Source organism: Vibrio hepatarius (assembly GCF_011806575.1).
GTDB classification, from domain to species: domain Bacteria; phylum Pseudomonadota; class Gammaproteobacteria; order Enterobacterales; family Vibrionaceae; genus Vibrio; species Vibrio hepatarius_A.
On record NZ_JAATOO010000001.1, the window covers coordinates 118,466 to 144,942 of the forward strand.

Sequence of the window (26,477 nt, forward strand, 5' to 3'; positions counted from 1 at the left end):
AAGTTCCTCGTCACGATAAATTGATTTCATTGTTATCTGTCCCGTATTAGACCTTTGTAGCACGCCGAAAAAATGACGACGCGTCAAAGATTTGATTACACGAGTCCCACATCACATTTACATAATCCACACTTAAAACATGGTCACAATACGCCGTTCAGTTGGTTGAGTTATATAACAATTTCGTCATTATACGGACGTCTATTCCAATTCTAATAATTAAGCATTTACAAATGAGCTCAACGATCACTGCGAAACTACTAGTCACACTAGTTACCGTATTTTCTCTCGTTCTCGCCTCCTCGACTGCATACCAATATTGGCAGCAGAAAGAACTAATGAATTCGGTTCTGAGTGAACAACTCCACGATAAAGCGAGTAACTATTTCGACAGTCTTAATATGATGATGCTAACCGGCACTATGGCGCAAAAAGAAACCTTGCGTCAAAAAGCGTTAGCTCAAGATGGTATTGAACAAGTAAAAGTGCTACGCGCTGATGCCGTCAGTAAACTTTATGGCCCTGGTCAGGACAACCAAAAACCCAGTGACGACATCGATCAACGTGCGTTAGCTGGCGAGTTAGTGATCGAACCAATTCAAGCCGATTGGGGTAACGGCATTGTTGTCGCCTTACCGATGAAATCGAGCGAAAACTACCGCGGTACTAACTGTGTATCTTGCCATATGGTACCGGAAGGTGAAGTGCTTGGTGCGATTCGTCTTGAGTACAACCTATCTCATCTAACCAGCATGATCAGCCAGCGCACCTTTATTGCTATCACTATTATGGCAACGTTAGGCTGTGTTGGCTTCTTGCTGACTCTGTTCTTGATCCGCAAATTTATCGTTCGCCCGATTCAAAAAACCGCTCACTACATGCAAGGTGTCAGCGAGAGTAAAGACCTTACTCGTCGTCTTGAACATGAAAACAAAGATGAAATCGGTCAGCTCGCGGTAGCGATTAACTCGTTTATGGACACGGTTAGCAGCAGTCTGGAAAAAGTTCAGGATACGTCGCACAACTTAACTGGCTCTGCCGCTCAACTGACCAACGTTGCGATGGTGACGGACCAAGCAGCGCACAACCAACAAAATGAAACCTCCGACGTACAAAGCAATATTGAACAAATGCAGTCGCAACAGCTGCAAGTTGAACAAGCGACTGAGGACGCGTCTAGTCTGATTAAACACACCACCAGTGTGGCAGAACAGAGCGCTAGCCAAGCTCACAGCGCCAGCTCAGACATCAAGCACCTTGTCTCCGATATCGAGTTGGTGAAAACCAATATCGCAGAGCTCAATGAGCAAACTTCGGAAGTCTCAAGCATCCTTGAAGTGATTAAAGGTATTGCTGACCAAACCAATTTACTGGCGCTGAATGCGGCTATTGAAGCAGCTCGAGCGGGTGAACAAGGACGCGGTTTTGCGGTGGTTGCGGATGAAGTTCGTCAACTTGCAAGCCGTACCTCAGAAGCCACTGGCAGTATCGAAACCATCATCGCTCAATTCCAACGCGACAGTGAAACGTCTTTGGTTTCGGTTGATAACGTTTGCAGCACTGCGCACCAACGCTCAAATGAAGTGGAAGCCCTGTCTGTTGCTATGTCCGACGTTGTTTCTGAGATGCAGCAAGCCTTGCACCATGCGGAAAGCATCCAACGTCAAACCAGTAACACAACGGAAATTAGCCAAGACGTGCAACGTAAAGTTGAGATCATCACTGAGCATGCAAACGACACCTCTAAGTCGGCGGCTCAAACGCGTGAAATCAGTATGAATCTTGAGCAACTTTCTGAACATTTGGAGTCACTTATCAATCAGTTTTCACTTTCGCGTAAGAATTAAGCCGATTTGGACATTTTTTGCCTGCGGAAACGACAATAAAGGTTGAAGCATAATAATTGAAAGGTAATATGTTCCATTGAATATGTAGAATTCTACCCAACCCAATGTTTGCTCATTATTCAAACAGTGAGTAGTACAAAAACATTGGGTTGTATTTTTACTCAATGGAGAATATTTAAAACATGACTTACGCGCCTGTAAAAGACGTACTAAGCGGTAAGCTAGCAGTAGACAGTGAAGTGACTGTTCGTGGCTGGATCCGTACACGTCGTGATTCCAAAGCTGGAATTTCTTTCCTTGCCATCTATGACGGCTCTTGTTTCGACCCGATTCAGGCCGTGGTCCCAAATAATTTAAATAATTACAATGACGAAGTGCTAAAACTGACAACAGGTTGTTCAGTTGAAGTGACTGGTAAAGTTGTTGAATCTCCAGCTTCTGGCCAAGATTTTGAGCTAGCAGCGACTGACGTAAAAGTAGTCGGTTGGGTTGAAGATGCAGACACTTACCCGATGGCAAAAACTCGTCACTCTATCGAGTACCTACGTGAAGTAGCGCACCTTCGCCCACGTACAAACGTGATCGGCGCGGTAGCACGTGTTCGCAACTGTCTTTCTCAAGCAATCCACCGTTTCTACCACGAGCAAGGTTACTTTTGGGTATCGGCTCCACTAATCACGGCGTCTGACGCTGAAGGTGCGGGCGAAATGTTCCGTGTTTCTACGCTAGACATGGAAAACCTACCTCGTACAGACGCAGGTAACGTGGATTACAACGAAGACTTCTTCGGTAAAGAAACGTTCCTAACCGTATCTGGTCAGCTAAACGCAGAAACATACGCTTGTGCGCTAAGCAAAGTGTACACGTTCGGTCCTACTTTCCGTGCAGAAAACTCAAACACCAGCCGCCACCTAGCGGAATTCTGGATGGTTGAGCCTGAAGTCGCATTCGCGGAACTAGACGACGTAGCGAAACTAGCAGAAGACATGCTGAAATACGTGTTCAATGCCGTGCTTGAAGAGCGTCGTGATGACCTAGAGTTCTTCGCACAGCGCATCGACAAAGAAGCAATTACTCGTCTAGAGCAGTTCGTTTCTTCTGACTTCGCACAAGTTGACTACACTGACGCAATCCAAATCCTATTGGATTCTGGTCGTGAATTCGAATTCCCTGTTGAATGGGGTATCGATATGTCTTCTGAGCACGAGCGTTACCTAGCGGAAGAGCACTTCAAAGCGCCAGTAATCGTGAAGAACTACCCGAAAGACATCAAAGCATTCTACATGCGTCTGAACGAAGACGGTAAGACAGTAGCGGCAATGGACGTACTTGCACCTGGCATCGGTGAAATTATTGGTGGTTCTCAGCGTGAAGAGCGTCTGGACGTGCTAGACGATCGTATGCGTGAGATGGGTATCGACCCTGAGCACATGGGCTGGTACCGCGACCTACGTCGTTACGGCACAGTACCTCACGCTGGCTTCGGTCTTGGATTCGAGCGTTTGGTTTCTTACGTAACAGGTATGGGCAACGTACGTGACGTAATCCCATTCCCACGCACTCCACGCTCTGCAAACTTCTAATCCAAAGTTTGTAAATAAAAACCTCCACTTGTGGAGGTTTTTTTATGCCCATATATATTGGAAGCTCACTCAAACGTCGGCTAGTTTTAATGAGTGTAATTTGAGTATGAGGTAACAAGATGAAAGTATTTAAAATTGAAGATCTTTCCTATAACGGCGTTCAAAATGGTGTGCACAGTTGGATTCATCCTCAAGGTCAGCAACCTTATTATTGGCATCCGGACTGGTTACACATTGCCGAAGATATTACCGGGCTTCATGGACGTAAAGATCTCGACCTCAAAGTGGGAGAAACCGCCAACGAAGAGCATGCTAAGCAAGCCATCATCGACCAAATGAACGATCAGGACAAAGACAGCTAAGCGCCTATTTCTGCAAATTGGCTTTGCATATTAGTAATACGCAAACTATCAATAATTCAACCATACTTATTCTGAGCTAAGGTGAGTTTTCTAGCGAGGAGGTAGGTATGAGAGTGTTTAGACTTGACGACTTATCATACTGTGGCAGACACGAAAGACCGATAGAATGGGATCACCCAAGCGGTACGCAACCCTATTATTGGCATCCAGACTGGCTACAAAATGCCGAGGATCAATTGGGGCTCTACCCAGATGAAGCCGACCCGTGTGGTATTCATCTTAAAGATAAAACGTCGCCATAACATCTGCTATTTGGGTTTAGAGAGTCCATCATTGACCTCTAAACCCTTTCATTCATTCGCCTAAGTCCACCTTAGATGCGTAACGGATCCCGTAGAGACACAGGGCAAACATCAGAAACGGAATCGCTGCGGCGGTATATTCCAATAACGGCATGTTGGAAAAAGATTTTGACAGGATAAGGTGACCAATCACCACCAGCAACGCACTGACAATCGCGACAGCAATCAAGCGACATTCGTGTTTCGAACTCTGCTTTTCCATAAACAACCTCTGCAATAGACAATCTGTCGCCATTAAACGCCACTTCCCTACTTTCAATGCAATACAGTTACACCGAAAAATCACCAAACAGTTCATTTTCAATAAGTTTTGCTAGCTGTTTCAAAGCTTGCTCAACTTCCGGCGTCAGTTCATACGACACGTTTAGTCTTAAACAGTGTCCAAACTGCGATGAAGTGCTGAACAAATCACCGTAGGCGACAGAAACGTCACTGAGCAAAAGTTGCTGATAAATCTTATGCGTTTGAATAGCTTTGGGTAATACCAACCAAATAAAGTAACCACCATCAGGCACGTGCAGTGTCGCTTCTTCCGGTAGCACTTGTTGAAGAAATGCCACTAACTTGGTTTGTCTTTGTTTAAGATCTTTGCGCAGTTTGCGCAGGTGGTTATCCAAGCTTTCATATTGCAGATAATGTGCGATTCCGCTTTGGATTGGTGAGCTGCTGGATAAGGTTGATAGCAGTTGCTGTTTCTGTAACCGTTCGCTCAACGTGCGATTAACAACCCAGCCGATACGATAACCTGGACACAATGATTTTGAGAACGAACCGCACAGCAACACTCTGTCTTGCGTATCCCAGTATTTTAGTGGTTTAGGTTTTTGCTCACCGAAATAGAGCTCAGCATAGACATCATCTTCTATCACCATCACATCGTATTGGTTCGCTAATGCCATCACGGCTTGCTTACTTTCGTCATCCAATAACGAACCTGTCGGGTTGTGATAATTAGGCATTAGCCAGCAAGCTTGAACGTCCTGTTGCTTAATTGCCCGCTCTAGTTCAACCAAATCAACACCTGACTCTGGATTCACGCCAACTTCAATCAACTTCAGGCCTCTACGCTTAGTCGCTTCTATTGCGCCATAAAACGTTGGCGCTTCAACGACCACGTTGTCCCCTGCTTTCGTTACAACTTGGAGGCTTAGGTTCAACGCTTCCATCGCACCCGAGGTAATAACGATATCGTGATGAGAAACAGAGATACCATTGGCTATATAGCGCTGAGCGATACTACGACGCAAAGATTCGTTACCTGGTGGCAAGTTGTGCAAAACACTATCTGCGGGCAACTTTCTTCCTGCACTCGCTAAATGACGATTTAGCAGTGACATGGAAAACAGATCAGACGAAGGGAACGCCGCGCCCAATGCCACATCTGATTGGTTGCAGGTCTTGAGGTACTCATACAACGCATCATCGTATGGTATCGGTTTTGGCGTAGCAGAGGCGTTATCTCTCGGGGCGACTAATGTTGAGGTAACAAAGTAACCTGACTGCGGTTTCGCGGTTAACCACCCTTCACTTTCCAGCGGTTGATACGCTTGTAAAACAGTGGCCGCGCTGACCGAGTAGCTCTTACTCGCTGCGCGAATAGACAACACTTTTTCCCCTGAGCGCCACACCTGTTGCTGGATTTGCGCTTTGATTGTCTGGGCTAATTGTCGATAACGGCTCATAACGTCCTCTGGTTAACTGCGTCACCATATCACAAGTAGTTAAACTCGGTGCCCACCAAAAAGGTTTGATAATAATTGTTTTTAACCAGCATTTAGAGGTGTTTACACTCAAAATGCGAAGCTAGATGTCCAATCATTGAGTGTCACCATCGATTATAATCACTTCACATCAAACCATCATTGCTTGCTCAGACGAGAACCAGCTGTTTTGCTCATCATAAAATTAGCGCTAAAGTCGCAAAAATTTACAGACGCGTGCAATAAACCTATATTATCAAGGGTCTTGCATTCAACACATGAATGATTTGATATTCTCTTCCTTTGTTACCAAATCATACTTTAGTAATACCGTATAAGGATATAGGTCAAAACATGACACATTCACATTACAATGCCTCATTAACTTTCAATCTTTATGCGTTAGCGGGCGTTGTATTTGGTATCTATGCAGGCCGCGTATGCCCAATGTTAGATACCCTTTCTTTCACTCAATTGTTTAGTCATATTGCTTCGACGTTCGGCATAACCTTTCTGGTCAGGCACTTCCTGTTACGTGACCACTACCTCGTCAAGCAACAACGGCAGGCACGTCTAGACTCTCTACTCATGTTTTCTGCTAGCGTACTGCTCGCGTCGTTTTATAACCTTCACTATGACTTTACCCTCGACAGCAATCTCAAAGTCCTATTTGGCATGACACTTTTCGGCTTCTTTACCGGATTGATTTTGCAACTCAAGGCAAAGACTGACTGCTTTGACAATTTTGACCAGCAGCAACGTGCTCAGTTTGAACTTAGTGGCCAACGCCAATCACTTATCAAACAACTCGTTTTCTTAGTCAGTGTGTTATTCGTCGCCTTAACTGCAACTTTAACCATGGTCGCGGTCAAAGATATTTTCTGGCTTGAGCACAACCCGCAACGCGTACTTGATGGTACTGGCATAATCAGCGTGATTAAGGAATTTATCTTTATTGCTATTGTGCTTGGGGCGTATGTTGTTGCCATAATGACACTTTGGATCAAACTAATGCGTCGTGTGCTGCTCTCTCACGAGTGTTCTTTGATGGAAGTGACACAAGGTAACATCTCAACACGTCTGCCTATCTTCGAGCATAACGAGCTCGGCTCTATGGCGTCATTGACCAACCAAATGCTCGACAGCCTCGAGTCGTCACAAAATGAAGTCAAGACCACGCGAGATGTGGCGATTGTCAGCCTGTCTGCTTTGGCTGAGTCTCGTGACAACGAAACAGGCGCTCATATTCTGCGTACTCAAGAATATGTACGTGCACTAGCATGCTACCTATCGCGCTTTGAACAGCACCAAGACTTGTTGACCGAAAGCTATATCGAACTGCTCTACAAATCAGCGCCTTTACACGATGTAGGCAAGGTAGCAATCCCAGACAATATTTTACTTAAGCCAGGCAAATTAACTGATGAAGAGTTTGAAGTGATGAAAAAACACCCCGAACTTGGCGCAAAAGCGTTATCAATGGCGGAAAAACAACTTGGTAGCAACTCATTCCTGAAACTGGCTAAAGAAATTTCACTCACCCATCATGAAAAATGGGATGGTTCCGGCTATCCAAATCAGTTAAAAGGCGCAGAAATTCCACTTTCAGGACGATTAATGGCGTTAGCTGATGTTTATGACGCACTTATCTCAGAGCGCGTATACAAGAAAGCATTCAGTCACGAGAAAGCCAAAGCCATTATTTTGCAAGGCGATGGCAATCACTTCGACCCACAAGTCGTAGAGGCCTTTATAGCTATAGAAGATGAGTTCGTAGCCATTGCTGATAAATATCGCAGTATGGAAGCGAAAGAAAACGCATTGGAGGATGGTGTTGTTCTCGCATAAGCGACACTACAAAATCGCGACGACATTCAAAACAAACTCCCTCAACTCGATCTAATTTCAGGGACTTTTTATATGGAAATCTATGTTAGAAGACAATCCGTTATAATTTGCGATTATTTTTAAAACATTCTTTGCTTTGAGTGTTGTTTCGTTCACTTTAGAAAGGTATAAATAACGGAGTTACTAACTATGTCCCCGTCGACTAACATGGATGATCAATATGTTTGAAAAAGTAGTAGCTGCTCCGGCAGATCCTATCCTTGGCCTTACTGAAGAGTTTAAAAAAGACGCTCGTACTGACAAAATCAACCTTGGTGTTGGTATTTACAAGAACGAGCAAGGTGAGACCCCTGTTCTTGCTACCGTTAAAAAAGCAGAAGCTGCTTTGGTAGAAACTGAGAAAACAAAGTCTTACCTAACTATTGAAGGTACGGCAGAGTACGGTCTGGCTGTGCAAAAGCTACTGTTTGGTGCAGATTCTGAAATTGTTGCTAATAAACTGGCAAAAACGGCACAAGCACCTGGTGGTACTGGCGCACTTCGCGTAGCTGGTGAGTTCATCAAGCGCCAACTTGGCGATGTGAAGATCTGGATCAGCAACCCTACTTGGGCAAACCACAACGGTGTATTCACCGCTGCAGGTATCGAAACCGCACAATACAGCTACTATGACGCGGAATCAAAAGACAAAGATTTCGCTGCGATGCTGTCTGATCTAGAGAAAGCATCAGAAGGTGACGTGGTTCTTCTACACGGCTGCTGCCACAACCCAACGGGTATCGACCCAACTCTGGAAGAATGGGAAACACTAGCGAAACTTATCGCAGAGAAGAAACTACTGCCTCTATTCGACTTTGCATACCAAGGTTTTGCTAAAGGCGTAGAAGAAGACGCAGCAGGTCTACGTGTATTCGCGAAATACAACAAAGAGATCCTCGTTGCTAGCTCTTTCTCTAAGAACTTCGGTCTGTACAACGAACGTGTTGGTGCATTTACATTAGTGGCTGAGTCAGAAGACGTTGCAACGACTGCATTCTCTCAAGTAAAAGCTATCATTCGTTCAATTTACTCTAACCCACCAGCACACGGTAGTGCGGTTGTTACACACATCCTGAACAACCCAGAACTGCGCGCAGAATGGGAACTTGAAGTTAAAGAAATGCGTGACCGTATCCAACAGATGCGTGAACTATTTGTAGCAACACTAAAAGAGCAAGGTGTTGACGCAGACTTCAGCTTTATCGAACGTCAAAACGGTATGTTCTCTTTCTCTGGTCTAACTAAAGAACAAGTTAACCGCCTGAAAGAAGAATTCGGTATCTACATCGTAGGTTCTGGCCGTATTAGCGTTGCAGGTATGACTCGTTCAAACATGCTTCCGCTATGCCAAGGTATTGCTGCCGTAATGTAATCAGTTTACCGTAAAGAAAGAGCCAGCATTTGCTGGCTCTTTTTGTTTGACTGGTTGGAGAGTCGGTATCGATGCATAGACTGGCTTTACTCACTCAATAGAAAAATCGTACTGACACGCCGCCTTCGTTACTGGTGGCAACATCCTTATCTCTATGGGTGTAATAACCACCAAACGCAATACGCGGTGAGGTAAAGTAATCGACGCGAGCGGTATACACTTCTTCGTCTAACACATCGCTGCGTCGAACCTCAGCGACACCTGATGCCTCTAAATACTCATTAAATGCATAACGAACAGTAATATTGCCACCCCACATAAAATAACTGTCCTTTTCAATCGTCTTGTCGGTATCGTTATCGGTTTGGCTTGTCCACAACAGCCCCGCAATCCCGCCTGCGACAACATCTAAGTTATCAAGAATACTATAGCGGTAGGCGACACCCGGCAATAACGTGTAAATACGTGTCGTCGTTTGTTTGGGATGAATAAAGCGCGCTTCGTATTCACCAGTCAATATCAAATCAGACAAGAGGTGATAATTACCTCCAACGGCGAGCGCTGTGACATTACTGTTCTCACCAATATTTTCATCCAGAGAGCCACCAGCAACCTGCCCATAAAAATACCCGTAATCAAGCTTTTGGCTTGCATCAGTATCTAACGCCAATGTGACGCTAGAAAACGCCAATACCACAGGGGTAAGTAACCAAGAGGGTTTCAAATCCATTTAGACCTCGCGTGAAGTATTGATTGACAGCATAAGAATTGCTTTAGATATAATTAACTTAATATAGTTGAAATTTAACAACTTAGCTTTCGACTTCATCGCAAGTCGATAAAAATATCAAGAATTGAAGGTGGGAAAAGAAAAGGCCTCTTACGAGGCCTCCATTTACAAAGTAATGATAAGTTCATCTTGTTGCGATCGTTGGACGTCCGCATGAGTTTTTATACTTACTCTTTGTATTTGTTCGCTATCAAGTTCGTAAGGCATCACCAGCTTTAGTTCTGCCAAACCTTCACTTTTTGCTAACTCAACCAGTGTAACAATATTCGATTCGTCACTTCTGTTTGCAGACAAAGATTTCAATGCCTGATCCCATAGTCGATCTTCAACCGATATCGTTTCTTTTATCGTATTTTTCCAAGCCAAACTAAAGATTGGCGCAAAGGTACTCATGGCCTCTAAGAATGTCCATTTCTTAGTGCATGACGCTCCGAGAAAAGAGGTATAGTCAAATACCACACTTGTCTTGCCTTGATGCTCCATATCAGCCCCCGTAATTTCGGCAACACAGTGTTCTAAATATCCGACAACCTCTTACATATAGCAATAGGATATAAAACAATCGTCTTTTATGCCCCTTTCCCGTTTTAAAAAGCTATATAAAAACCAATCTAGTAACAAAGTATGAACAATAAGATCCAATAGAAAACCAGTTGCTTAATATTTTATCGAATGAATAATTTCATCATTTAACGTCAACGATTCGACTCGCTTTCTTGTACTGCACTCGCCAACCTGTCCATTTGGGTAGTTCCCATCGTTTCGGATCGGTTTTCCGCAACCCATCTCGATAGACAACGTAAACCAATTTCTTCGCCGCAATGTATTCAACGTCTAAGTTGAGTTCTCCAAGGCTTAGCTCAAATGGGTAGCTTTCAGCGAAATCTTCATATTCCCAATATGGGATACCCGGAAATTCAAAGTCTGAGTCAGAAAACAGCTCTAATTCACTTGGCTCGCTCAGCTCTAACATGGTCAATTGTTCGCTAAACCAGCTATCAAAACTGACATCCAGATCTTGAGGTTCACTCTCTGCCAATCCGAGTGCAACGTACAATTTCCAGTGTTCGATTTGTTGATGGCGCAGTTTTGCAAAACCCGGTAGGTATTGATTCGCTTTCACCGCTTCCAATATCGGTTTGAGCGCCAACTCACCTAGCGCCGCTTCACGCGTAGTCACGACCACTCGCCCAGCGTATATAAGCTGCATTTCTAAGTACGGTAGATCATCAACCGTCACCACGTCACCTTGTTGCCACTGTCCCAACTCCAGAGCTTCAATCAGTGCAAGATCTGTCGGCATTACAAAGGTCGCTAAATTGAGGGTCTGTTTTACTCCTCGGCCGGGAAGACTATGCGTGTCTAAAACCAGAGCGACTTGGTTACTCGGCTTGACGCGACTGTTGCGACCAAACACAACTTCCATCTCACCATTCGCAAGAGCCTCTTGACGTCTTTCTCGACGTACAAACACCAGCTCCGGATGAAGCCGTGCGATGTTCTCAATCAATTGCTGTCGGTTATAGCGCGACGCCACCTCGAGTTGAGGCAGTTCGAACGCTTCTCTCATCTGGGCAGACAAACGCTGAGCTTCTAGCAACACATCTTTATCAACGTTCACTCCAGCGAATTGTTCACCGCGTAAAAGACGAATCGCCACTTGAGCGTCACAGCCAAACGGTTCTTCTTGTGCCAATAATTCGAGCTGCTCTTCGTTGCTCGAGTAACGATACAAAGCAGCGGGGGTCGCGAGCACCGCTGTTAAATCGACCATTGCTTCTTGAAGCGCCTTGCTTGGCATACGCGTGACCAAATCTGCGTACAATGCATCAATCGGTAGCGGGTAGATTCGACGCCCATGCTCAGTAGCTAAGCCTTCCGCAGTGATGGCATCCATACCCAACAAGATTGATTTAGCCTGTTGTAATGACTTTTCAGGCAGAGGATCAACAAAACTGAGATTTTCTAGAGAGACACCACAACTCGCAGCGGCAAGCATGGCTTCGGTTAACGCTTCCCGATGCATCTCTGGCGGCGTGACTTCTGAGAGCGCGGCATGCTCACCGAATAACCTAACGCAGATGCCATCCATCACGCGTCCTGCACGACCAGCCCTTTGTTTGGCACTCGCTTTGGATATATGTTTCAGACTCAGTGTGGTTTTACCATTCCGCTGTTCTGTACGACGCTCTAGCCCTGAATCAATCACAGCGCTGATATTAGGAATGGTGAGCGATGTTTCGGCAACATTCGTCGCCAATACAACCTTCTTGCTTGTCTGAACGTTGAGCGCAACATCGCGCTGAGCGTCAGAAACCGACGCGTGTAACGGTGCAACAACCACATCATCAAGTGCAGACAACATAGATTGGCATTGAGCTATCTCTTTTCTTCCTGGGAGGAAAACCAAGATGTCCCCTTCCATATCCAACAACGCAGTCACTTCTTGCTTGATGCGTTGTTCAAGGTTACGGGAATCTGGCAGTTGGCGAGAGTCAGTCGCTCGGTGCGCAACCGCAACATCAAAGTTTCGACCTTCTGCGTACAAACGTTCAGCGCCTACGTACTTCGCCAGTTTTTCACCTTCGATCGTTGCTGACGTGAGAACAATACGATGCGATTGTCGCTGCTTTAATAGCGCAACCAGTAGATCGGTATCCCAACGTCTTTCATGGAATTCATCGACGATGATGGTGGTAAAATCTGCCAATCCTGTTTCAGACAACCACCTCAGCGCGACACCGGGCGTCGCAAATACAATCTGGGTATTTTCATCGCAGCGATTTTCCAGCTTAATCGAATAGCCAATACTCTTACCCACCTGCTCGTCTTTTTGCTGAGCGAGAAACTGCGCTAAAGAGGTACAGGCAATGCGTCTTGGCTCGACGACCAGTACTCTACCCTGCTCTGCAGCCCAGACAGGTAAACGGGTTGACTTACCCGAACCTGTGTCAGCTTCAACAATTAAATCAGAGTGAGAAAGGTGGTCCAGAAAGCGCTTTTTGAGAGGATCAATCGGTAAGCTAGTCATCGTTTGCGTAATGTTGTCGGTTTAGCGCGAAAGTATATATGGAAACGTGTCGAGATTGCAGGAATATCAGTTTACAACGCGACAGCGAATCCCTATCATTTTCAGGTTCCTAGTTCCAAAGGTCTAATGACCATTTACCCTACCGAAGGCATGTGATGAATAACGATAAACGCCCTTTATATATTCCTTATGCGGGACCCGCACTTTTAAGTACACCGTTACTTAACAAAGGCAGTGCATTTACTGCAGAAGAACGTAGCTCCTTTAACCTAGAGGGTTTGCTACCAGAAAATACTGAAACGATTCAAGAACAGGTTGAACGTGCATACCTACAATATTGCAACTTCGAAAGCGATATGGATAAGCACATCTACCTGCGTAACATCCAAGATACTAACGAAACGCTATTCTACCGCCTAGTTCAAAACCACATTTCAGAGATGATGCCAATCATCTACACACCAACGGTAGGTGCTGCGTGTGAGAACTTCTCAAACATTTATCGTCGTGGCCGTGGCCTTTTTGTGTCATACGCGAACCGCGACCGTATTGACGACATCCTAAATAACGCATCAAACCATAACGTAAAAGTTATCGTTGTAACGGATGGTGAGCGTATTCTTGGCTTGGGTGACCAAGGTATCGGTGGTATGGGTATTCCTATCGGTAAGCTAGCGCTATACACCGCGTGTGGTGGTATCAGCCCAGCTTACACATTGCCTATCGTTCTCGATGTGGGTACCAACAACCCGCAACGCCTGGCAGATCCAATGTACATGGGTTGGCGTCATCCTCGAATCACTGGCGCAGAGTACGACGCGTTTGTTGAAGAGTTTATGCAAGCGGTTCAGCGCCGTTGGCCAGAAGCGCTAATTCAGTTTGAAGACTTCGCACAGAAGAACGCAATGCCGCTACTAGAGCGCTACAAAAACCGCGTGTGCTGCTTCAATGATGATATTCAAGGCACAGCAGCGGTTACCGTTGGCTCTCTACTTGCTGCATGTAAAGCAGCAGGCAGCAAACTGTCTGAGCAACGTATTACTTTCTTGGGCGCGGGGTCTGCAGGTTGTGGTATCGCGGAAGCAATCATCGCGCAAATGGTATCAGAAGGTATTTCTGATCAGAAAGCTCGCTCTCAGGTTTACATGGTTGACCGTTGGGGTCTGCTCCAAGAAGGCATGCCTAACCTACTCGATTTTCAGCAGCGTTTAGTGCAAAAACACGCTAACACAGCGAAGTGGAAAGCAGAAGGTAACGGCTACTCGCTACTAGATGTTATGCGTAACGCAAAACCAACGGTACTGATTGGTGTCTCTGGTGCGCCGGGTCTGTTTAGCGAAGAAGTGATCACCGAGATGCACAAACACTGCCCTCGTCCGATTGTCTTCCCACTATCGAACCCAACGAGCCGTGTCGAAGCGACACCAAACGACATCATCCGTTGGACAAATGGTGAAGCATTGGTGGCAACAGGCAGCCCGTTTGACCCTGTAGTACACGATGGTAAAACTTACCCAATCGCGCAGTGTAACAACAGCTATATCTTCCCGGGTATTGGTCTTGGCGTGTTGGCAGTTCAAGCGAAACGCGTAACGGACGAAATGTTGATGGAATCAAGCCGTGCGCTAGCAACGTGTTCACCGCTAGCGATCAACGGTCAGGGCGCGCTACTTCCACCACTAGAAGCTATCCATTCGGTATCGAAGAAAATTGCTTTTGCTGTAGCGAAGAAAGCGATCGAACAAGGCGTTGCGTTGGAAATCACCGACGAAGCACTAGAAGAAGCGATCGACAACAGTTTCTGGCAGCCGGTTTACCGCCGCTATAAACGCACAGCGTTCTAATTCAGACTCTAATCTCAGCCCCGTAATTGGGGCTGAATTACTTTCAGGATGATCATGTTTGAATATCTAGCCCCTGCCGGGCGATACCTTGTCCCTTACCTGCCAGAAATTTCAACGGCACTGATCGCGTGTTTGCTCGTGATGGGTGGTGGAGAAATAAACGGTTTCTTAAGGCGTGTTCTTAGAAATCAGAATTTCGTTGTTCGAACGGTAGCCTTTGTCTTGGTTAACGCATTTGGTTACGGATTAATCATCGTAAAAGCAACACCTTACCTAACTCGGACATTAAGGAACATCGACACTGGCATGATGTTTTCAATTGTTATTGTTAGTTTTATCCTTATAGGAACATGGGCGCAGCGGAACCGACAAATTTAGTGAAGTATCCAAATCTACATAAACCCAATCGCCGTAATTCAACACTGTTCGTGAAGGTCTTCAAGTACCTAGCACTGACTGTGATTGCTGTGGCTATCGCACTGCTTATGATTGACCGATGGGTCTCATATCAAGCCAGTGACCAAGTGTACATGTCGCAAGCTGAAGTAGAAAACGTCGATGTTGCGGTCGTGCTGGGGACCAGTAAATACTTAGGGAAAGTGCTCAACGAATATTATACCCAACGTATCGATGCCGCCATTTCTCTCTACCAAGAAGGTAAAGTCGCCAACTTTTTATTAAGCGGTGACAACGCCCATCGTTCATACAACGAGCCTTGGACGATGAAACGCGATTTACTTAAAGCTGGCATACCAGATGAGAAGATTTTCTTAGATTATGCGGGCTTTAGAACCCTTGATTCGGTAGTCCGTGCCAAAGAAATTTTTGATACCGATGATTTTTTGATTATCTCGCAGAAATTCCATTGCGAACGCGCGTTATTTATCGCCAATTTCCACGACATTAACGCTAAGTGTATTGCGGTTCCGGGACCAACTAGCCATTCAGGTATCAAAGTACGTGTACGTGAAGTATTTGCTAGAGCGAAAGCAGTATTGGATTTATATATCACCAATGCACGCCCTAAGTTTTTAGGTCCTAAAGAGCCAATCATTACCACAGAGCCAACACCAGAGCAGATTGCCGAAGAAGAGGCGTTTAACCAAGCGCAACTCACTGACCTTGTCACTGACGCCCCCCAACCTGCAATGTCAGCCGCTACACCAGTGGCTGATTAACGACAACTCGGTTGCGACCTTGATGTTTCGCCGCGTATAACGCTTCGTCTGCACGTGCGAGCATTTCACTCGTGCGTTCATTATCCGCTAATGACGTCACACCAATACTGGTGGTGACTCCCCCGCCATGCACCCACTGGTGCTTTTCAACGTTAACGCGGATAATCTCAGCAAGACTGCTCGCTTGATTCAAATCTCGGTTTGGGCAAAAGATAACAAACTCCTCACCACCCCAACGAACTAAACGGTCTTCCACACTCAAGCAGCTCAGCACCACCATAGTGAACTCTTTCAGTACGTCGTCTCCAAGTAAATGACCATAGCTGTCATTGATCGATTTGAAATGGTCTATGTCCAGATAAAGAATCGACAGTGTTCTCGGCTCTTCTAAGCGACTGTTGTAATTTTGCTCCAACCAATCACGAATTGAATGCCGATTCATTGCTCCTGTGAGCGCATCCCGGTTGGCAATTTCCGCAAAGTTAACATTTTGCTGTTTTAGTTCACGGTTGAGTTCACGTAAATGTTCTTGCCGCTGCTGCGAGTATCGGACCAAACGTCTTGCATTGCGAATCTCTAGAATGCTGATTGCCAATGCGGTCGCGATCCAGACCATAAGTAACGCCAGCATTAAATGCTCACCAGAGACATAGTGCCCAATCAATTCCACTTTTCTCACCGTCATTCGATACTGGCCCGAGTAATGCCCCGACCCACTCGCAAGATCGATGCGGCTTACATTGGTGTATTCTGGCGCAGAGTGCTCCAGCGGAATGTAGTTATCCGCTAGCCACCAGGTCAACACCTGTAAGTTGTTGATTGGAATATCCAAATCACCATTACCCGTGCCTGGCGTGTAAGACAAACCATTGTATTTGAGACTGTACTCAACACCGGACGTTGAGTAAGCAGGATTGAAGTTTCGCAGATAAAAGCGTAGAGACGGTGTTTCGTCACTGTCTAGCTGTTCAAAGTCTACGTTGAGGCGAATTGTGTGAAACTGTGAAAAGTCGATCCCTTGAGAGTCAGTATCGCCAAGCAGAATAGTGATGCCACAATACGGCCAATCGTAGTTATCGGATTTGCTTAGATTACAATTGAGTGTCGCCAAACGGTCGTCCAACGCTAAGTCGGATGTCGATATCCCGCCTTGCTCTCTATCATCGGTAGCAATATAGCTGAAGTGGTCGGGAGAAATTTCATATACACGCGTACTGCCGAAATTCCAGTACAACTGGATAACCACAAGCGTGATAACAATCAGACCTAATATAACTTTGTTCGCTGCTTTCAATCTTTATCTTTACCTATGCCCAAAACATAACTAGTAACAGAATGGTAGACTATTAATTTTATAACCTTACTTCCAAATACACCTAACCTTATTGATAAGTTACATGCAAAAACTCGAGCTGGATAAGGTTCACGCACGGTTTTGATCGGAACTTTCTTACCCATAATCTCTGAGGCGGACTTTAACAAAGCGTGATGTTTTATTGTTATACTCTCCTACCAAGTCGCTGTGATTACATCCGTCATACTGAGCATTCTGTTGAAAGTTGCATAATTGCCACAATCGTCAGCAATCGTTCAGCGTTTTCAGATTGAGTTCAAAAAAGCGAACGTTTTACAATTACTAAAAAGAGCAATGTCATGTCTTTAATCGCGAAAGGTACGCTAAACAAAATGCGTGCTTCTTTGGACGGTGAAGTCCATTACCGTTTACCTGTTGGCGATGAACTGGTAGACCTAAAACCTTTCATCGGCAAAACACTGACTTTAACCCACACGGGCAATATCTATTGTTGCTCTTGTGGTAAGAAAACTAAGAAAAGCTATTCTCAAGGTCACTGCTTCGTATGTATGAAGAAACTCGCGAGCTGCGATATGTGCATTATGAAACCTGAAACCTGTCACTACGATCAAGGTACCTGTCGTGAGCCACAGTGGGGCGAAGAGAACTGCATGGTCGATCACTATGTCTACCTATCCAACACGTCGAGCTTGAAAGTGGGCATTACCCGTCATACTCAAATTCCTACCCGTTGGATTGACCAAGGCGCGACGCAAGGTTTACCTATCTTTAAGGTAAAAACACGTCATATTTCAGGCCTGATTGAGGTGGAACTGGCAAAACACATTGCGGATAAAACCAACTGGCGCACCCTACTTAAAGGGGATGGCGAGCCAATGGCGTTAGAAGAGAAATTCGCAGAATTACTGCCGTTAGTGGAAGAAAAAATCGCGGAGATTAAACAGCAGTTTGGCGACGATGCTATCGTGGTCTTAAACAGCGAAATTACCCCGATTAGCTACCCTGTGAACCAACACCCGACCAAAATCACTTCGCACAACTTCGACAAAAATCCAGAGGTGACTGGCGTCCTACACGGTATTAAAGGTCAGTACATGATCTTTGACACTGGCGTTATCAATATCCGTAAGTTTACCTCTTACGAAGTTGAAGTCAGCGCCTAATAAAAAAGCTCCCAACCGGGAGCTTTTTTGATCGTGGCTTTAGTTGAGAATTCTCTTCAACTCTTCAAAGAAAATGTCTACTTCTTCTAGCGTGTTGTAGTGCATAAAACCGATACGTACCACGCCGCCTGACTCTTCTAAGTTCAATTGACGAACCAAGCCGAGCGCATAGAAATGGCCATTCCAAACGCAGATATTTCGCTCACCGAGCTTTTTCGCGATTTCACCTGGAGAGTGATTGTCAAACGTTAAGGCAAAGGTAGGGGTGCGTAACTCACTGTCAGCCTCCTCTCTGCCCCAAAGTTTCACCCCCTCCAACTCATCCAACCGTTTCAGGAAACGTTCACTGATTGCAGACTCATGGTTGTTGAACTGCTGGAACGAGTCGACTAAACGCGCTCGCAGTGAATCGCCCTCTTTGCCCCACTGAGCAAGATACTTAACCGCAGAGATCACACCGGCCAAGCCCTCAAAACTCTGTGTGCCCGTTTCGAAGCGCCCTGGTCCAAGGTTTGTCGCTGGCTCAACTTTGTACGGTTGCAGCGTTTGCAGCCATTTCGGCGCAATGTAAGCAATACCAACGTGCGGTCCGAAGAACTTATATGCAGAACACGCGAGGAAATCACAGCCCAGCTTTTGCACATCAACAAGATGATGAGGCGCGTAATGTACGGCATCAACGTATACCATCGCGCCCACATCATGTGCCGCATCAACCACACGTTTGACGTCTACAATCGAACCTGTTGTGTTAGACGCATAAGTCAGCGCCACTAACTTGGTGTTGGCGTTGATGAGCGATAACAGGTGATCAATATCCAACGTGCAGTCAGACTCAACGACGCGTGCCTGATGGACGGTCACACCTTTATCATCGGCCGCTTGTTGCCAGCTTGAGACATTCGAATAGTGATCGAGTGAAGTAACAATGACTTCATCACCCATTTCCCAGTCTCGGCTGTTCGCACGACTGAGCTGGAAGGTCAATGATGTCATGTTCGCGCCAAACACGATGTTGTCGCTCGATTCAGCATTTAACAGCGCGGCAGCGTGTTCACGAGCTTGCAGCATTAGCGAAGTCGTGTGCTGGCTCGAAAAGTAATGTCCGCCAAGGTTCGAGTTAAAATGGCCTAAGTAATCCGTCATGGACTCCAATACAGACTGAGGCACCTGTGAACCGCCGGGTCCATCAAGAAACATTACTGGCAAATCATTATGAGTTTGCTGCAGAGCGCTAAATTGCGCTCTGACTAAATTAGGAGTGAAGTTCATTCACTGCTTCCTTTGCGGTTAGTACAAATACATCCATATAGCCTTCTTGGCCATCAATCACAGATTTGATTGGTGTCGCGTTATGCCACAACTTATTGTCAGCCAGCATAGCGATTTCACCGTTTTGTAGCACTTTGCGGAAGAAAGGCGCTTCGTTGAAGCTGTTGTAAAGCATGATGTCGCCACCTTCCACGTTATGGCGTCCCATGCCAATCAGTGCGATGTGTTCAAAACCATCTTGGTGTACACCCTCTGGTGCGACTTGCGTTTCATCATAAATTGCTGAGATACGGATCTGATGGATCTCGATTTCTTGACCGTCGCTCAGTTTGTTTGCCTCAACAAACACTTGGCAGATCTCTCGCATCCCTTCGCATTCTAATGTGGATTTTTCGACTGGTTCAAATTGGCGAACAACGTTACCTTGAAAACGGTTGATATCGTCGGTCTGCATAAACTCGTTTTTTTGCAGGTCGATCACTTGGCCACCCTTAAACTGGATGACAGAGTAACGGCGTAAACGGTATTTCCCGTCCGCATGCTCTGTACTTGGCAGCTTGCTGAATGATGGCGCTAGCTGTGAAATCGCGTTTTCACTTAACTTGGTGAGTTGAAGGGTTGTTTCGCGGTTATGTAACATCATCTGCTCCTTAATGAATATACATATGTGTTATCGAATTAACATATTTTTCACAATCATTATTTGCGCATTTATATCGCGAGATCAAATGATTTTAGGATTTACATCCAACAAAAATATAAATACAACACATATAACCATTAACTCAAGAATAGGAAGTGATACATTCCAGACAAGAAAGCTAGATTCTTCAAAAACCAGTCAACTTGACTGCTCAACCACACATTGCCAATATCATTCAACAACTTAGATTATCAACGCGTGAACGTTTGCGTTCTAACCTATAACCATTTATTACACTTCCTGCCCTTGTGAATACGGTTGATAGACCCATATAATCGTTAAAGTTAAAAATAAATACGCGTCACCGCTAATGGAGCACAAATGAGCGACGTTAAACACAGCAAATTACTTATTCTTGGTTCAGGCCCAGCAGGCTACACAGCTGCCGTCTACGCAGCTCGCGCGAACTTAAATCCTGTTCTTGTTACCGGTATGCAGCAAGGTGGCCAGCTAACCACCACAACCGAAGTAGAAAACTGGCCAGGTGACCCAGAAGGCCTGACAGGGCCAGCTCTGATGGAGCGAATGAAAGAGCACGCTGAGCGTTTTGAAACCGAGATCGTGTTTGACCATATCAACGAAGTTGACTTCAGCCAGCGCCCTTTCCGTCTAAAAGGCGATAGCGGCGAATACACCTGTGATGCATTAATCATCTCAACCGGTGCTTCTGCCAAATATCTAGGCCTTGAGTCCGAAGAAGCGTTTAAAGGTCGCGGCGTTTCAGCGTGTGCCACCTGTGACGGTTTCTTCTACCGCAACCAGAAAGTTGCCGTTGTTGGCGGTGGTAACACAGCCGTTGAAGAAGCGCTTTATCTGTCAAACATCGCGTCAGAAGTTCATCTTATCCACCGTCGCGACAGCTTCCGTGCTGAGAAGATTCTAATCAATCGCCTGATGGATAAAGTAGAAAACGGTAATATCATTCTTCACACTGACCGCACCCTAGAAGAAGTGGTTGGTGATGATATGGGCGTGACTGGCGTACGAATCAAAGACACTCAATCTGACAGCATTGAGCAAATCGACGTGATGGGCGCATTTATCGCCATCGGCCACCAACCAAACACCAGCATGTTTGAAGGCCAATTGGAAATGAAAGACGGCTACATCGTGGTGAAATCCGGCCTAAACGGCAATGCGACGCAAACCAGTATTCCTGGCATTTTTGCAGCAGGTGATGTGATGGACCACAACTACCGTCAAGCGATCACTTCAGCCGGAACAGGCTGTATGGCGGCACTTGATGCGGAGCGTTTCCTCGACTCACTTTCAGACGCTGAATAATATTTTTCATTTTTAGCTCAAATCCTTAAAGCCCTGCGGTATTCCCGTGGGGCTTTCTTTTGTATAATGCCCCGCTCAAATTCCATAATAATTATCATTAAGCCTTCACGATGGATAAAAAGAAACAGCGCAGCTTGAATAAGTGGCTGAAGCAGCAGAGTAAGTTAGCGAAACGCTGGTTAATGTTTGCTGTCGGCCTTGGCGTACTTTCAAGCGTGTTCTTGCTGGCTCAAGCGGCCTTGCTCGCCAATATTCTTCATTCACTGATCATTGAACAAGTCGACAAATATGAGCTCATTCCCTATTTCGTCGGTCTAGCAGTAATTATCGCCATTCGCGCCCTTTGCTCATGGGGACGCGAGATCGCGGGTTATCGCTGCGGTGAACAAATTCGCATATACATTCGTCAACTAATCTTGGATAAGTTGCGCGAATTAGGACCTGCTTACATCAAGGGCAAGCCTGCGGGTTCTTGGGCAACCTTGTTGCTTGAGCAAGTGGAAGATATGCATGATTTCTTCGCTCGTTACCTACCACAAATGTCATTGTCAGTATTGGTGCCCTTCGTGATTCTGGTGGTGGTCTTTCCGGTCAACTGGGCTGCTGGACTGATTTTCCTGCTTACCGCCCCTCTTGTGCCTATGTTTATGGCGCTGGTCGGCATGAAAGCAGCCGACGCAAACCGAAAGAACTTTAAGGCATTACAGCGTTTATCAGGTCACTTCTATGACCGCCTACAGTCGATGACAACCATTCGCTTATTTGACCGCACTAAAGCGGAAACCGAAGTGATGCGTGGCGCCTCGGAAGTCTTCCGTACCCGTACCATGGATGTGTTGAAAATTGCTTTTCTCTCTTCCGCCGTACTGGAGTTTTTCACTTCTATCTCCATCGCCCTAACCGCGGTTTACTTTGGCTTTGCGTTTATCGGTGAACTTAACTTTGGTGATTACGGCTTAGGCGTCACTCTATTCGCCGGTCTGTTTATTCTGATTCTAGCACCAGAGTTCTATCAGCCTCTGCGCGATTTAGGGACGTTCTACCACGCCAAACAACAAGCCGTTGGTGCCGCAGAAAGCATCGTAGAATTTCTTGAAACCGACGTCAGCACCGTTCGTTCAGGCGAGACGAAACTGGCAGGCGACGACCACATCACCATTCAAGCTAAAGATCTGGAAGTGTACTCTCCTGAAGGTACCAAATTGCTTGGCCCAGTCAGCTTTAGCTTGAATGCACAACAAACCACCGCCTTGGTTGGTCCGAGTGGCGCGGGTAAAACCAGCCTTATTAACGCTATCCTTGGTTTCTTACCGTATAAGGGGTCTTTGACGATTAACGGCATTGAGCGCACTGAGCTTGATCTCGAAAACTGGCGTAAAAACATCAGTTGGGTCGGCCAGAACCCACTACTCCTGCACGGTTCGATTCGTGACAACATCACGCTAGGCAAAGATCAAGTCAGCGACAGCCTAATTGAAACAGCGCTCGCAGAGTCATACTCTAAAGAGTTTGTTGATAATCACGGCCTAGACTACCTAGTGTCTGACCGTTCAGGCGGCCTGTCTGTTGGTCAAGCTCAACGCCTTGCGCTAGCACGAGCTATGGTTCAAAACGGTAAATTTTGGCTGCTTGATGAACCAACCGCGAGCTTAGATGCTCGTAGTGAACGCCTAGTGATGGACGGATTATCGGGTCAAATTCAAGGCAAAACCACACTAATGGTGACGCACCAATTAGCACCACTACAAAACGTCGAGCATATTTTGGTGATGCAAAGCGGTGACATTGTGCAATCAGGCACATTCGCTCAGCTCTCGACACAAGATGGTCTTTTCCAACAAATGCTGCAATCCAACCAAGCATTAACACAAGCGAATAAGGGGAATCTTGATGCGTGATTTAATTCCCTACCTAAAACTGTATAAAAAACACTGGTTCGGGCTTTCACTGGGCATGCTGCTCGCCTTCCTAACGCTGTTTGCGTCTATTGGTCTATTGACGCTGTCGGGCTGGTTCCTATCAGCGGCGGCGATTGCGGGTTTGACTATCGCCCGAGAGACCTTTAACTACATGCTACCCGGTGCGTTTGTACGCGGTTTCGCTATGGGTCGTACCGCGGGTCGTTGGGGAGAGCGCGTTGTCAGCCACAACGCAACGTTCAAACTGCTTACAGACCTACGTATTTTCTTTTTCTCGAAGCTGGCACCGTTGATTCCAGGTCGAGTATCGAACCTGCGTGATGCGGACTTACTCAACCGCTTGGTGGCAGATATCGATGCGATGGACCATGTCTATTTACGACTGATTAGCCCTATGATCGTCGGTACACTCGGCATCGCTGGCTTAACCGCGGTAGTGTGTTGGTTTGACGTTGAACTTGGTTTAACACTCGGCGCTATCTTACTAGTATTGCTGCTCACATGGCCGCTACTGTTCTACAAACTAGGTAAACAAAACGGCAGTGAACTGACGCAAAACAGAGCAGACCTTCGTATTGCCACCTTAGATTGGCTACAGGGATACAGTGAACTGACGCTATTTGGCGCCGAAAAGCGTTACCGCAGCGCGATTTTCACCATGCAAGAACGTCTGCTAAAGAATCAAATGTTCAATGCTCATTTTGCTGGATTGGCTCAAGCACTGTTAATGCTGGCAAACGGTTGGACATTAGTACTAATGCTTTGGTTAGCGGCGGACGGTGTGGGTGGTAATACGCCAGACCCGATGATTGCTTTGGTGGTATTCGCCACAATGGCGAGTGTTGAACTGTTGATGCCAATTGCAGGCGCATTCCAGCACCTGGGCCAGACATTAACCTCTGCACGTCGCCTGAACGAAGTCATTCTTGCTGAACCTGACGTGCAATTCCCAGCAGACGAAACCCATCACAACGCTGAGTACTCCATCGAATATCGCGATATGTCATTCCACTACCCTGATGGTGACGCCCTCGTTGTAAAAGGCATCAATCTTCACATTCCAGCACAGCATCGCATCGCCATTGTAGGCCAGACTGGTTCGGGTAAATCTACCCTACTGCAACTGCTCAATCGCTACTGGGATGTTCAGCAAGGCGAGATCCTAATCGCGGGTCAACCGATTCAAAACTGGAGCGAAAGCCAACTACGCCAAGCAATCAGTGTGGTTAGCCAACGTGTCGACATTCTAAATGGCTCACTACGCGATAACCTGTTAATGGCGAGGCCAAACGCTGACGATGCTGCGCTCAATGACGTATTGAACAAAGTCGGACTAGCTAAGCTGCTTGAAGGGCAAGGTCTGGACACATGGCTAGGTGACGGCGGTCGTCAGCTATCTGGTGGTGAAAAGCGCCGTGTAGGCATTGCGCGAGCACTGCTGCATAACGCGCCGATCCTGCTGCTGGATGAACCAACCGAAGGCTTGGATAAACAAACCGAGCAGCAAATCATGCAGCTGTTCGAAACTCACTTTGAGGACAAGACCGTGGTATTCATTACCCACCGTCTAGTTGATCTCGATAAGATGGACTCAATCTGTCTTATTGAGCAAGGTGAAATTGTCGAACACGGTAGCCATTCTGATTTACTAGCACAGAACGGCCGCTACTTCGAGTTAAACCAAACTTTGTAACCGCAAGCCGTTGAACGAAAAGCCGACGCATTCAGCGTCGGCTTTTTCGTATTTACTTGTCTCGTTCGAAATGCGCGAAATAAAAAAGCAGCCCAGTGGCTGCTTTTTCTCTAATGCTTAGTCGTATTAACGCTGGCGCTGCTGCTTGCTGCGCGCACCATGTTCGCCAGCACTTTTCTTCGGCTTGCGACGTGATGGGTTGTTGCTGCGACCACCACCGTTGTTCATACGCTCTTCGTGACGTTTCACTGCGCGACGGATTTTTTGACTACGAGAACGCTCACGTTTACGTGATGTGTTCGCTTTATCTTCATCCAACAATGTTTCTTTCTCTGGGCGAAGGTCAACCATCTCACGAAGGTAGTTCACTTGCTTCAGGTCCAGCTCCATCCAACCGCCACGAGGCAGTTTCTTGTCTAGATAGATATCACCGTAACGCACACGCTTCAGGCGGCTTACCGTAGTATCTTGAGATTCCCATAGACGACGGACTTCGCGGTTACGACCTTCGTTGATCGCTACGTAGAAAGTGTGGTTCATACCATCACCGCCTGCGTATACAACGTCTTCGAAACGCGCCATACCATCTTCAAGTTCAACACCACGAACCAAGTTTTTCACTTTCTGTTCGTTAACTTCACCAAACACACGCACTAGGTATTCACGTTCTACCTGACGGCTTGGGTGCATCAGACGGTTTGCAAGTTCACCATCCGTTGTGAAAAGTAGTAGACCGGATGTGTTCGCATCAAGACGGCCAACTGAAATCCAGCGAGAACCGCGGATTTTCGGCAAACGGTCAAATACAGTGCGGCGACCTTCTGGGTCATGACGAGTACATAGCTCACCCTCGGGCTTGTAGTACGCGAGTACGCGACAAACCACTTCTTCCTGCGCTTTAGCAGAAACAATGTGTCCATCGATACGAACTACGGCGTTCTCATCTTCTAATCGCTCACCAAGCTTAGCAACCACTCCGTTCACGCTCACGCGACCAGCTTTAATCAAAGCTTCTAGCTCGCGACGCGATCCGTGACCAGCTCGTGCTAATACTTTCTGTAATTTTTCGTTCATTTATTTACCTATGTGTCGTCTTCTCAGACGTCGAATAAAATGTGCGACCCAAAATCGCGGTCGCACATTATCGCAAATACTGTGTCTAAAATCACGTA

The 26,477-nt window shown here is 46.3% G+C and carries 22 protein-coding genes; 13 read left to right on the forward strand and 9 right to left on the reverse strand.

Going from position 1 to position 26,477, the window contains the following annotated elements:
* Nucleotides 1-233 precede the first annotated feature (233 nt).
* From HCZ42_RS00560 to HCZ42_RS00575, 4 genes are all read left to right on the forward strand, one after another.
* Nucleotides 234-1,847 carry a methyl-accepting chemotaxis protein gene (locus HCZ42_RS00560; RefSeq protein ID WP_167418849.1) on the forward strand — a complete coding sequence of 538 codons (1,614 nt, stop codon included), beginning with the start codon at nucleotides 234-236 and terminating at the stop codon, nucleotides 1,845-1,847.
* Nucleotides 1,848-2,029: 182 nt separating this feature from the next.
* On the forward strand, nucleotides 2,030-3,430 hold the full coding sequence (gene asnS / locus HCZ42_RS00565) for an asparagine--tRNA ligase (protein WP_167418850.1): 1,401 nt from the start codon (nucleotides 2,030-2,032) through the stop codon (nucleotides 3,428-3,430).
* Between the two features lie 119 nt (nucleotides 3,431-3,549).
* Complete coding sequence (locus tag HCZ42_RS00570; protein WP_167418851.1) at nucleotides 3,550-3,792, forward strand: hypothetical protein; 243 nt, start codon at nucleotides 3,550-3,552, stop codon at nucleotides 3,790-3,792.
* A gap of 107 nt (nucleotides 3,793-3,899) precedes the next feature.
* On the forward strand, nucleotides 3,900-4,094 hold the full coding sequence (locus HCZ42_RS00575; protein ID WP_167418852.1) for a hypothetical protein: 195 nt from the start codon (nucleotides 3,900-3,902) through the stop codon (nucleotides 4,092-4,094).
* Between the two features lie 52 nt (nucleotides 4,095-4,146).
* Here HCZ42_RS00575 and HCZ42_RS00580 read toward each other — a convergent pair whose 3' ends face one another.
* Nucleotides 4,147-4,356 (reverse strand): hypothetical protein, encoded by a 210-nt coding sequence (locus HCZ42_RS00580; RefSeq protein WP_167418853.1) that lies wholly within the window; start codon nucleotides 4,354-4,356, stop codon nucleotides 4,147-4,149.
* Nucleotides 4,357-4,423: 67 nt separating this feature from the next.
* Nucleotides 4,424-5,836: a PLP-dependent aminotransferase family protein gene (locus tag HCZ42_RS00585; RefSeq protein ID WP_167418854.1), complete on the reverse strand. Its 1,413-nt coding sequence runs from the start codon at nucleotides 5,834-5,836 to the stop codon at nucleotides 4,424-4,426.
* A 372-nt stretch (nucleotides 5,837-6,208) separates the two neighbouring features.
* Here HCZ42_RS00585 and HCZ42_RS00590 point away from each other — a divergent pair, with 372 nt between their 5' ends.
* Together HCZ42_RS00590 and HCZ42_RS00595 are read left to right on the forward strand one after the other, a co-directional pair.
* Nucleotides 6,209-7,702 carry an HD-GYP domain-containing protein gene (locus tag HCZ42_RS00590; RefSeq protein WP_167418855.1) on the forward strand — a complete coding sequence of 498 codons (1,494 nt, stop codon included), beginning with the start codon at nucleotides 6,209-6,211 and terminating at the stop codon, nucleotides 7,700-7,702.
* 220 nt (nucleotides 7,703-7,922) lie between these two features.
* A complete protein-coding gene (locus tag HCZ42_RS00595; protein WP_167418856.1) occupies nucleotides 7,923-9,113 on the forward strand; it encodes an amino acid aminotransferase in 1,191 nt (396 codons plus the stop codon).
* Nucleotides 9,114-9,207: 94 nt separating this feature from the next.
* Here HCZ42_RS00595 and HCZ42_RS00600 read toward each other — a convergent pair whose 3' ends face one another.
* The 3 genes from HCZ42_RS00600 to HCZ42_RS00610 all read right to left on the reverse strand — a co-directional run bounded on the left by HCZ42_RS00600 (nucleotide 9,208) and on the right by HCZ42_RS00610 (nucleotide 12,934).
* Nucleotides 9,208-9,843 (reverse strand): porin family protein, encoded by a 636-nt coding sequence (locus HCZ42_RS00600; protein WP_167418857.1) that lies wholly within the window; start codon nucleotides 9,841-9,843, stop codon nucleotides 9,208-9,210.
* A gap of 165 nt (nucleotides 9,844-10,008) precedes the next feature.
* The gene (locus HCZ42_RS00605; RefSeq protein ID WP_167418858.1) at nucleotides 10,009-10,386 is read right to left on the reverse strand and encodes a transporter; all 378 of its coding nucleotides are present in this window, start codon (nucleotides 10,384-10,386) and stop codon (nucleotides 10,009-10,011) included.
* 202 nt (nucleotides 10,387-10,588) lie between these two features.
* A complete protein-coding gene (locus tag HCZ42_RS00610; protein ID WP_167418859.1) occupies nucleotides 10,589-12,934 on the reverse strand; it encodes a helicase-related protein in 2,346 nt (781 codons plus the stop codon).
* Nucleotides 12,935-13,089: 155 nt separating this feature from the next.
* Here HCZ42_RS00610 and HCZ42_RS00615 point away from each other — a divergent pair, with 155 nt between their 5' ends.
* Genes HCZ42_RS00615 through HCZ42_RS00625 form a run of 3 tightly spaced genes read left to right on the forward strand, consistent with a single transcriptional unit; the run spans nucleotide 13,090 to nucleotide 15,956 of the window.
* Nucleotides 13,090-14,778, forward strand: a complete 1,689-nt coding sequence (locus tag HCZ42_RS00615) for an NAD-dependent malic enzyme (RefSeq protein ID WP_167418860.1) — start codon at nucleotides 13,090-13,092, stop codon at nucleotides 14,776-14,778.
* 54 nt (nucleotides 14,779-14,832) lie between these two features.
* Nucleotides 14,833-15,156: a DUF3392 domain-containing protein gene (locus tag HCZ42_RS00620; protein ID WP_167418861.1), complete on the forward strand. Its 324-nt coding sequence runs from the start codon at nucleotides 14,833-14,835 to the stop codon at nucleotides 15,154-15,156.
* Nucleotides 15,129-15,956: an ElyC/SanA/YdcF family protein gene (locus HCZ42_RS00625; protein ID WP_167418862.1), complete on the forward strand. Its 828-nt coding sequence runs from the start codon at nucleotides 15,129-15,131 to the stop codon at nucleotides 15,954-15,956. Before HCZ42_RS00620 ends, HCZ42_RS00625 begins: the two co-directional genes overlap by 28 nt.
* On the opposite strand, the gene HCZ42_RS00630 is transcribed toward HCZ42_RS00625, so the two are convergent.
* Nucleotides 15,937-17,250, reverse strand: a complete 1,314-nt coding sequence (locus tag HCZ42_RS00630) for a GGDEF domain-containing protein (RefSeq protein ID WP_175579343.1) — start codon at nucleotides 17,248-17,250, stop codon at nucleotides 15,937-15,939. The two genes, HCZ42_RS00625 and HCZ42_RS00630, sit on opposite strands and share 20 nt — an antisense overlap.
* A gap of 359 nt (nucleotides 17,251-17,609) precedes the next feature.
* Here HCZ42_RS00630 and HCZ42_RS00635 point away from each other — a divergent pair, with 359 nt between their 5' ends.
* A complete protein-coding gene (locus tag HCZ42_RS00635) occupies nucleotides 17,610-18,434 on the forward strand; it encodes a DUF2797 domain-containing protein (protein ID WP_167418863.1) in 825 nt (274 codons plus the stop codon).
* 39 nt (nucleotides 18,435-18,473) lie between these two features.
* Here the strand turns inward: HCZ42_RS00635 and HCZ42_RS00640 are convergent, their stop codons facing one another.
* Nucleotides 18,474-19,706, reverse strand: a complete 1,233-nt coding sequence (locus HCZ42_RS00640) for a cysteine desulfurase-like protein (protein ID WP_167418864.1) — start codon at nucleotides 19,704-19,706, stop codon at nucleotides 18,474-18,476.
* Nucleotides 19,690-20,349, reverse strand: coding sequence for a 2OG-Fe dioxygenase family protein (locus tag HCZ42_RS00645; protein WP_167418865.1), 660 nt, complete (start codon nucleotides 20,347-20,349; stop codon nucleotides 19,690-19,692). Before HCZ42_RS00645 ends, HCZ42_RS00640 begins: the two co-directional genes overlap by 17 nt.
* Nucleotides 20,350-20,730: 381 nt before the next feature.
* Here HCZ42_RS00645 and trxB point away from each other — a divergent pair, with 381 nt between their 5' ends.
* From trxB to cydC, 3 genes are all read left to right on the forward strand, one after another.
* Nucleotides 20,731-21,693, forward strand: coding sequence for a thioredoxin-disulfide reductase (gene trxB, locus HCZ42_RS00650; protein ID WP_167418866.1), 963 nt, complete (start codon nucleotides 20,731-20,733; stop codon nucleotides 21,691-21,693).
* 110 nt (nucleotides 21,694-21,803) lie between these two features.
* Complete coding sequence (gene cydD, locus HCZ42_RS00655; protein WP_167418867.1) at nucleotides 21,804-23,591, forward strand: heme ABC transporter permease/ATP-binding protein CydD; 1,788 nt, start codon at nucleotides 21,804-21,806, stop codon at nucleotides 23,589-23,591.
* The gene (cydC, locus tag HCZ42_RS00660) at nucleotides 23,584-25,305 is read left to right on the forward strand and encodes a heme ABC transporter ATP-binding protein/permease CydC (protein ID WP_167418868.1); all 1,722 of its coding nucleotides are present in this window, start codon (nucleotides 23,584-23,586) and stop codon (nucleotides 25,303-25,305) included. Before cydD ends, cydC begins: the two co-directional genes overlap by 8 nt.
* A gap of 126 nt (nucleotides 25,306-25,431) precedes the next feature.
* Here the strand turns inward: cydC and rluB are convergent, their stop codons facing one another.
* Nucleotides 25,432-26,379 carry a 23S rRNA pseudouridine(2605) synthase RluB gene (rluB, locus tag HCZ42_RS00665; RefSeq protein ID WP_167418869.1) on the reverse strand — a complete coding sequence of 316 codons (948 nt, stop codon included), beginning with the start codon at nucleotides 26,377-26,379 and terminating at the stop codon, nucleotides 25,432-25,434.
* Between the last annotated feature and the right edge of the window lie 98 nt (nucleotides 26,380-26,477).

What these genes read in the sequence shown, in the direction of transcription:
- HCZ42_RS00560 (WP_167418849.1), top strand. Translation starts at nt 234, where the DNA reads ATGAGCTCAACGATCACTGCGAAACTACTAGTCACACTAGTTACCGTA.
- asnS (WP_167418850.1), top strand. Translation starts at nt 2,030, where the DNA reads ATGACTTACGCGCCTGTAAAAGACGTACTAAGCGGTAAGCTAGCAGTA.
- HCZ42_RS00570 (WP_167418851.1), top strand. Translation starts at nt 3,550, where the DNA reads ATGAAAGTATTTAAAATTGAAGATCTTTCCTATAACGGCGTTCAAAAT.
- HCZ42_RS00575 (WP_167418852.1), top strand. Translation starts at nt 3,900, where the DNA reads ATGAGAGTGTTTAGACTTGACGACTTATCATACTGTGGCAGACACGAA.
- HCZ42_RS00580 (WP_167418853.1), bottom strand. Translation starts at nt 4,356, where the DNA reads ATGGAAAAGCAGAGTTCGAAACACGAATGTCGCTTGATTGCTGTCGCG.
- HCZ42_RS00585 (WP_167418854.1), bottom strand. Translation starts at nt 5,836, where the DNA reads ATGAGCCGTTATCGACAATTAGCCCAGACAATCAAAGCGCAAATCCAG.
- HCZ42_RS00590 (WP_167418855.1), top strand. Translation starts at nt 6,209, where the DNA reads ATGACACATTCACATTACAATGCCTCATTAACTTTCAATCTTTATGCG.
- HCZ42_RS00595 (WP_167418856.1), top strand. Translation starts at nt 7,923, where the DNA reads ATGTTTGAAAAAGTAGTAGCTGCTCCGGCAGATCCTATCCTTGGCCTT.
- HCZ42_RS00600 (WP_167418857.1), bottom strand. Translation starts at nt 9,843, where the DNA reads ATGGATTTGAAACCCTCTTGGTTACTTACCCCTGTGGTATTGGCGTTT.
- HCZ42_RS00605 (WP_167418858.1), bottom strand. Translation starts at nt 10,386, where the DNA reads ATGGAGCATCAAGGCAAGACAAGTGTGGTATTTGACTATACCTCTTTT.
- HCZ42_RS00610 (WP_167418859.1), bottom strand. Translation starts at nt 12,934, where the DNA reads ATGACTAGCTTACCGATTGATCCTCTCAAAAAGCGCTTTCTGGACCAC.
- HCZ42_RS00615 (WP_167418860.1), top strand. Translation starts at nt 13,090, where the DNA reads ATGAATAACGATAAACGCCCTTTATATATTCCTTATGCGGGACCCGCA.
- HCZ42_RS00620 (WP_167418861.1), top strand. Translation starts at nt 14,833, where the DNA reads ATGTTTGAATATCTAGCCCCTGCCGGGCGATACCTTGTCCCTTACCTG.
- HCZ42_RS00625 (WP_167418862.1), top strand. Translation starts at nt 15,129, where the DNA reads ATGGGCGCAGCGGAACCGACAAATTTAGTGAAGTATCCAAATCTACAT.
- HCZ42_RS00635 (WP_167418863.1), top strand. Translation starts at nt 17,610, where the DNA reads ATGTCTTTAATCGCGAAAGGTACGCTAAACAAAATGCGTGCTTCTTTG.
- HCZ42_RS00640 (WP_167418864.1), bottom strand. Translation starts at nt 19,706, where the DNA reads ATGAACTTCACTCCTAATTTAGTCAGAGCGCAATTTAGCGCTCTGCAG.
- HCZ42_RS00645 (WP_167418865.1), bottom strand. Translation starts at nt 20,349, where the DNA reads ATGATGTTACATAACCGCGAAACAACCCTTCAACTCACCAAGTTAAGT.
- trxB (WP_167418866.1), top strand. Translation starts at nt 20,731, where the DNA reads ATGAGCGACGTTAAACACAGCAAATTACTTATTCTTGGTTCAGGCCCA.
- cydD (WP_167418867.1), top strand. Translation starts at nt 21,804, where the DNA reads ATGGATAAAAAGAAACAGCGCAGCTTGAATAAGTGGCTGAAGCAGCAG.
- cydC (WP_167418868.1), top strand. Translation starts at nt 23,584, where the DNA reads ATGCGTGATTTAATTCCCTACCTAAAACTGTATAAAAAACACTGGTTC.
- rluB (WP_167418869.1), bottom strand. Translation starts at nt 26,379, where the DNA reads ATGAACGAAAAATTACAGAAAGTATTAGCACGAGCTGGTCACGGATCG.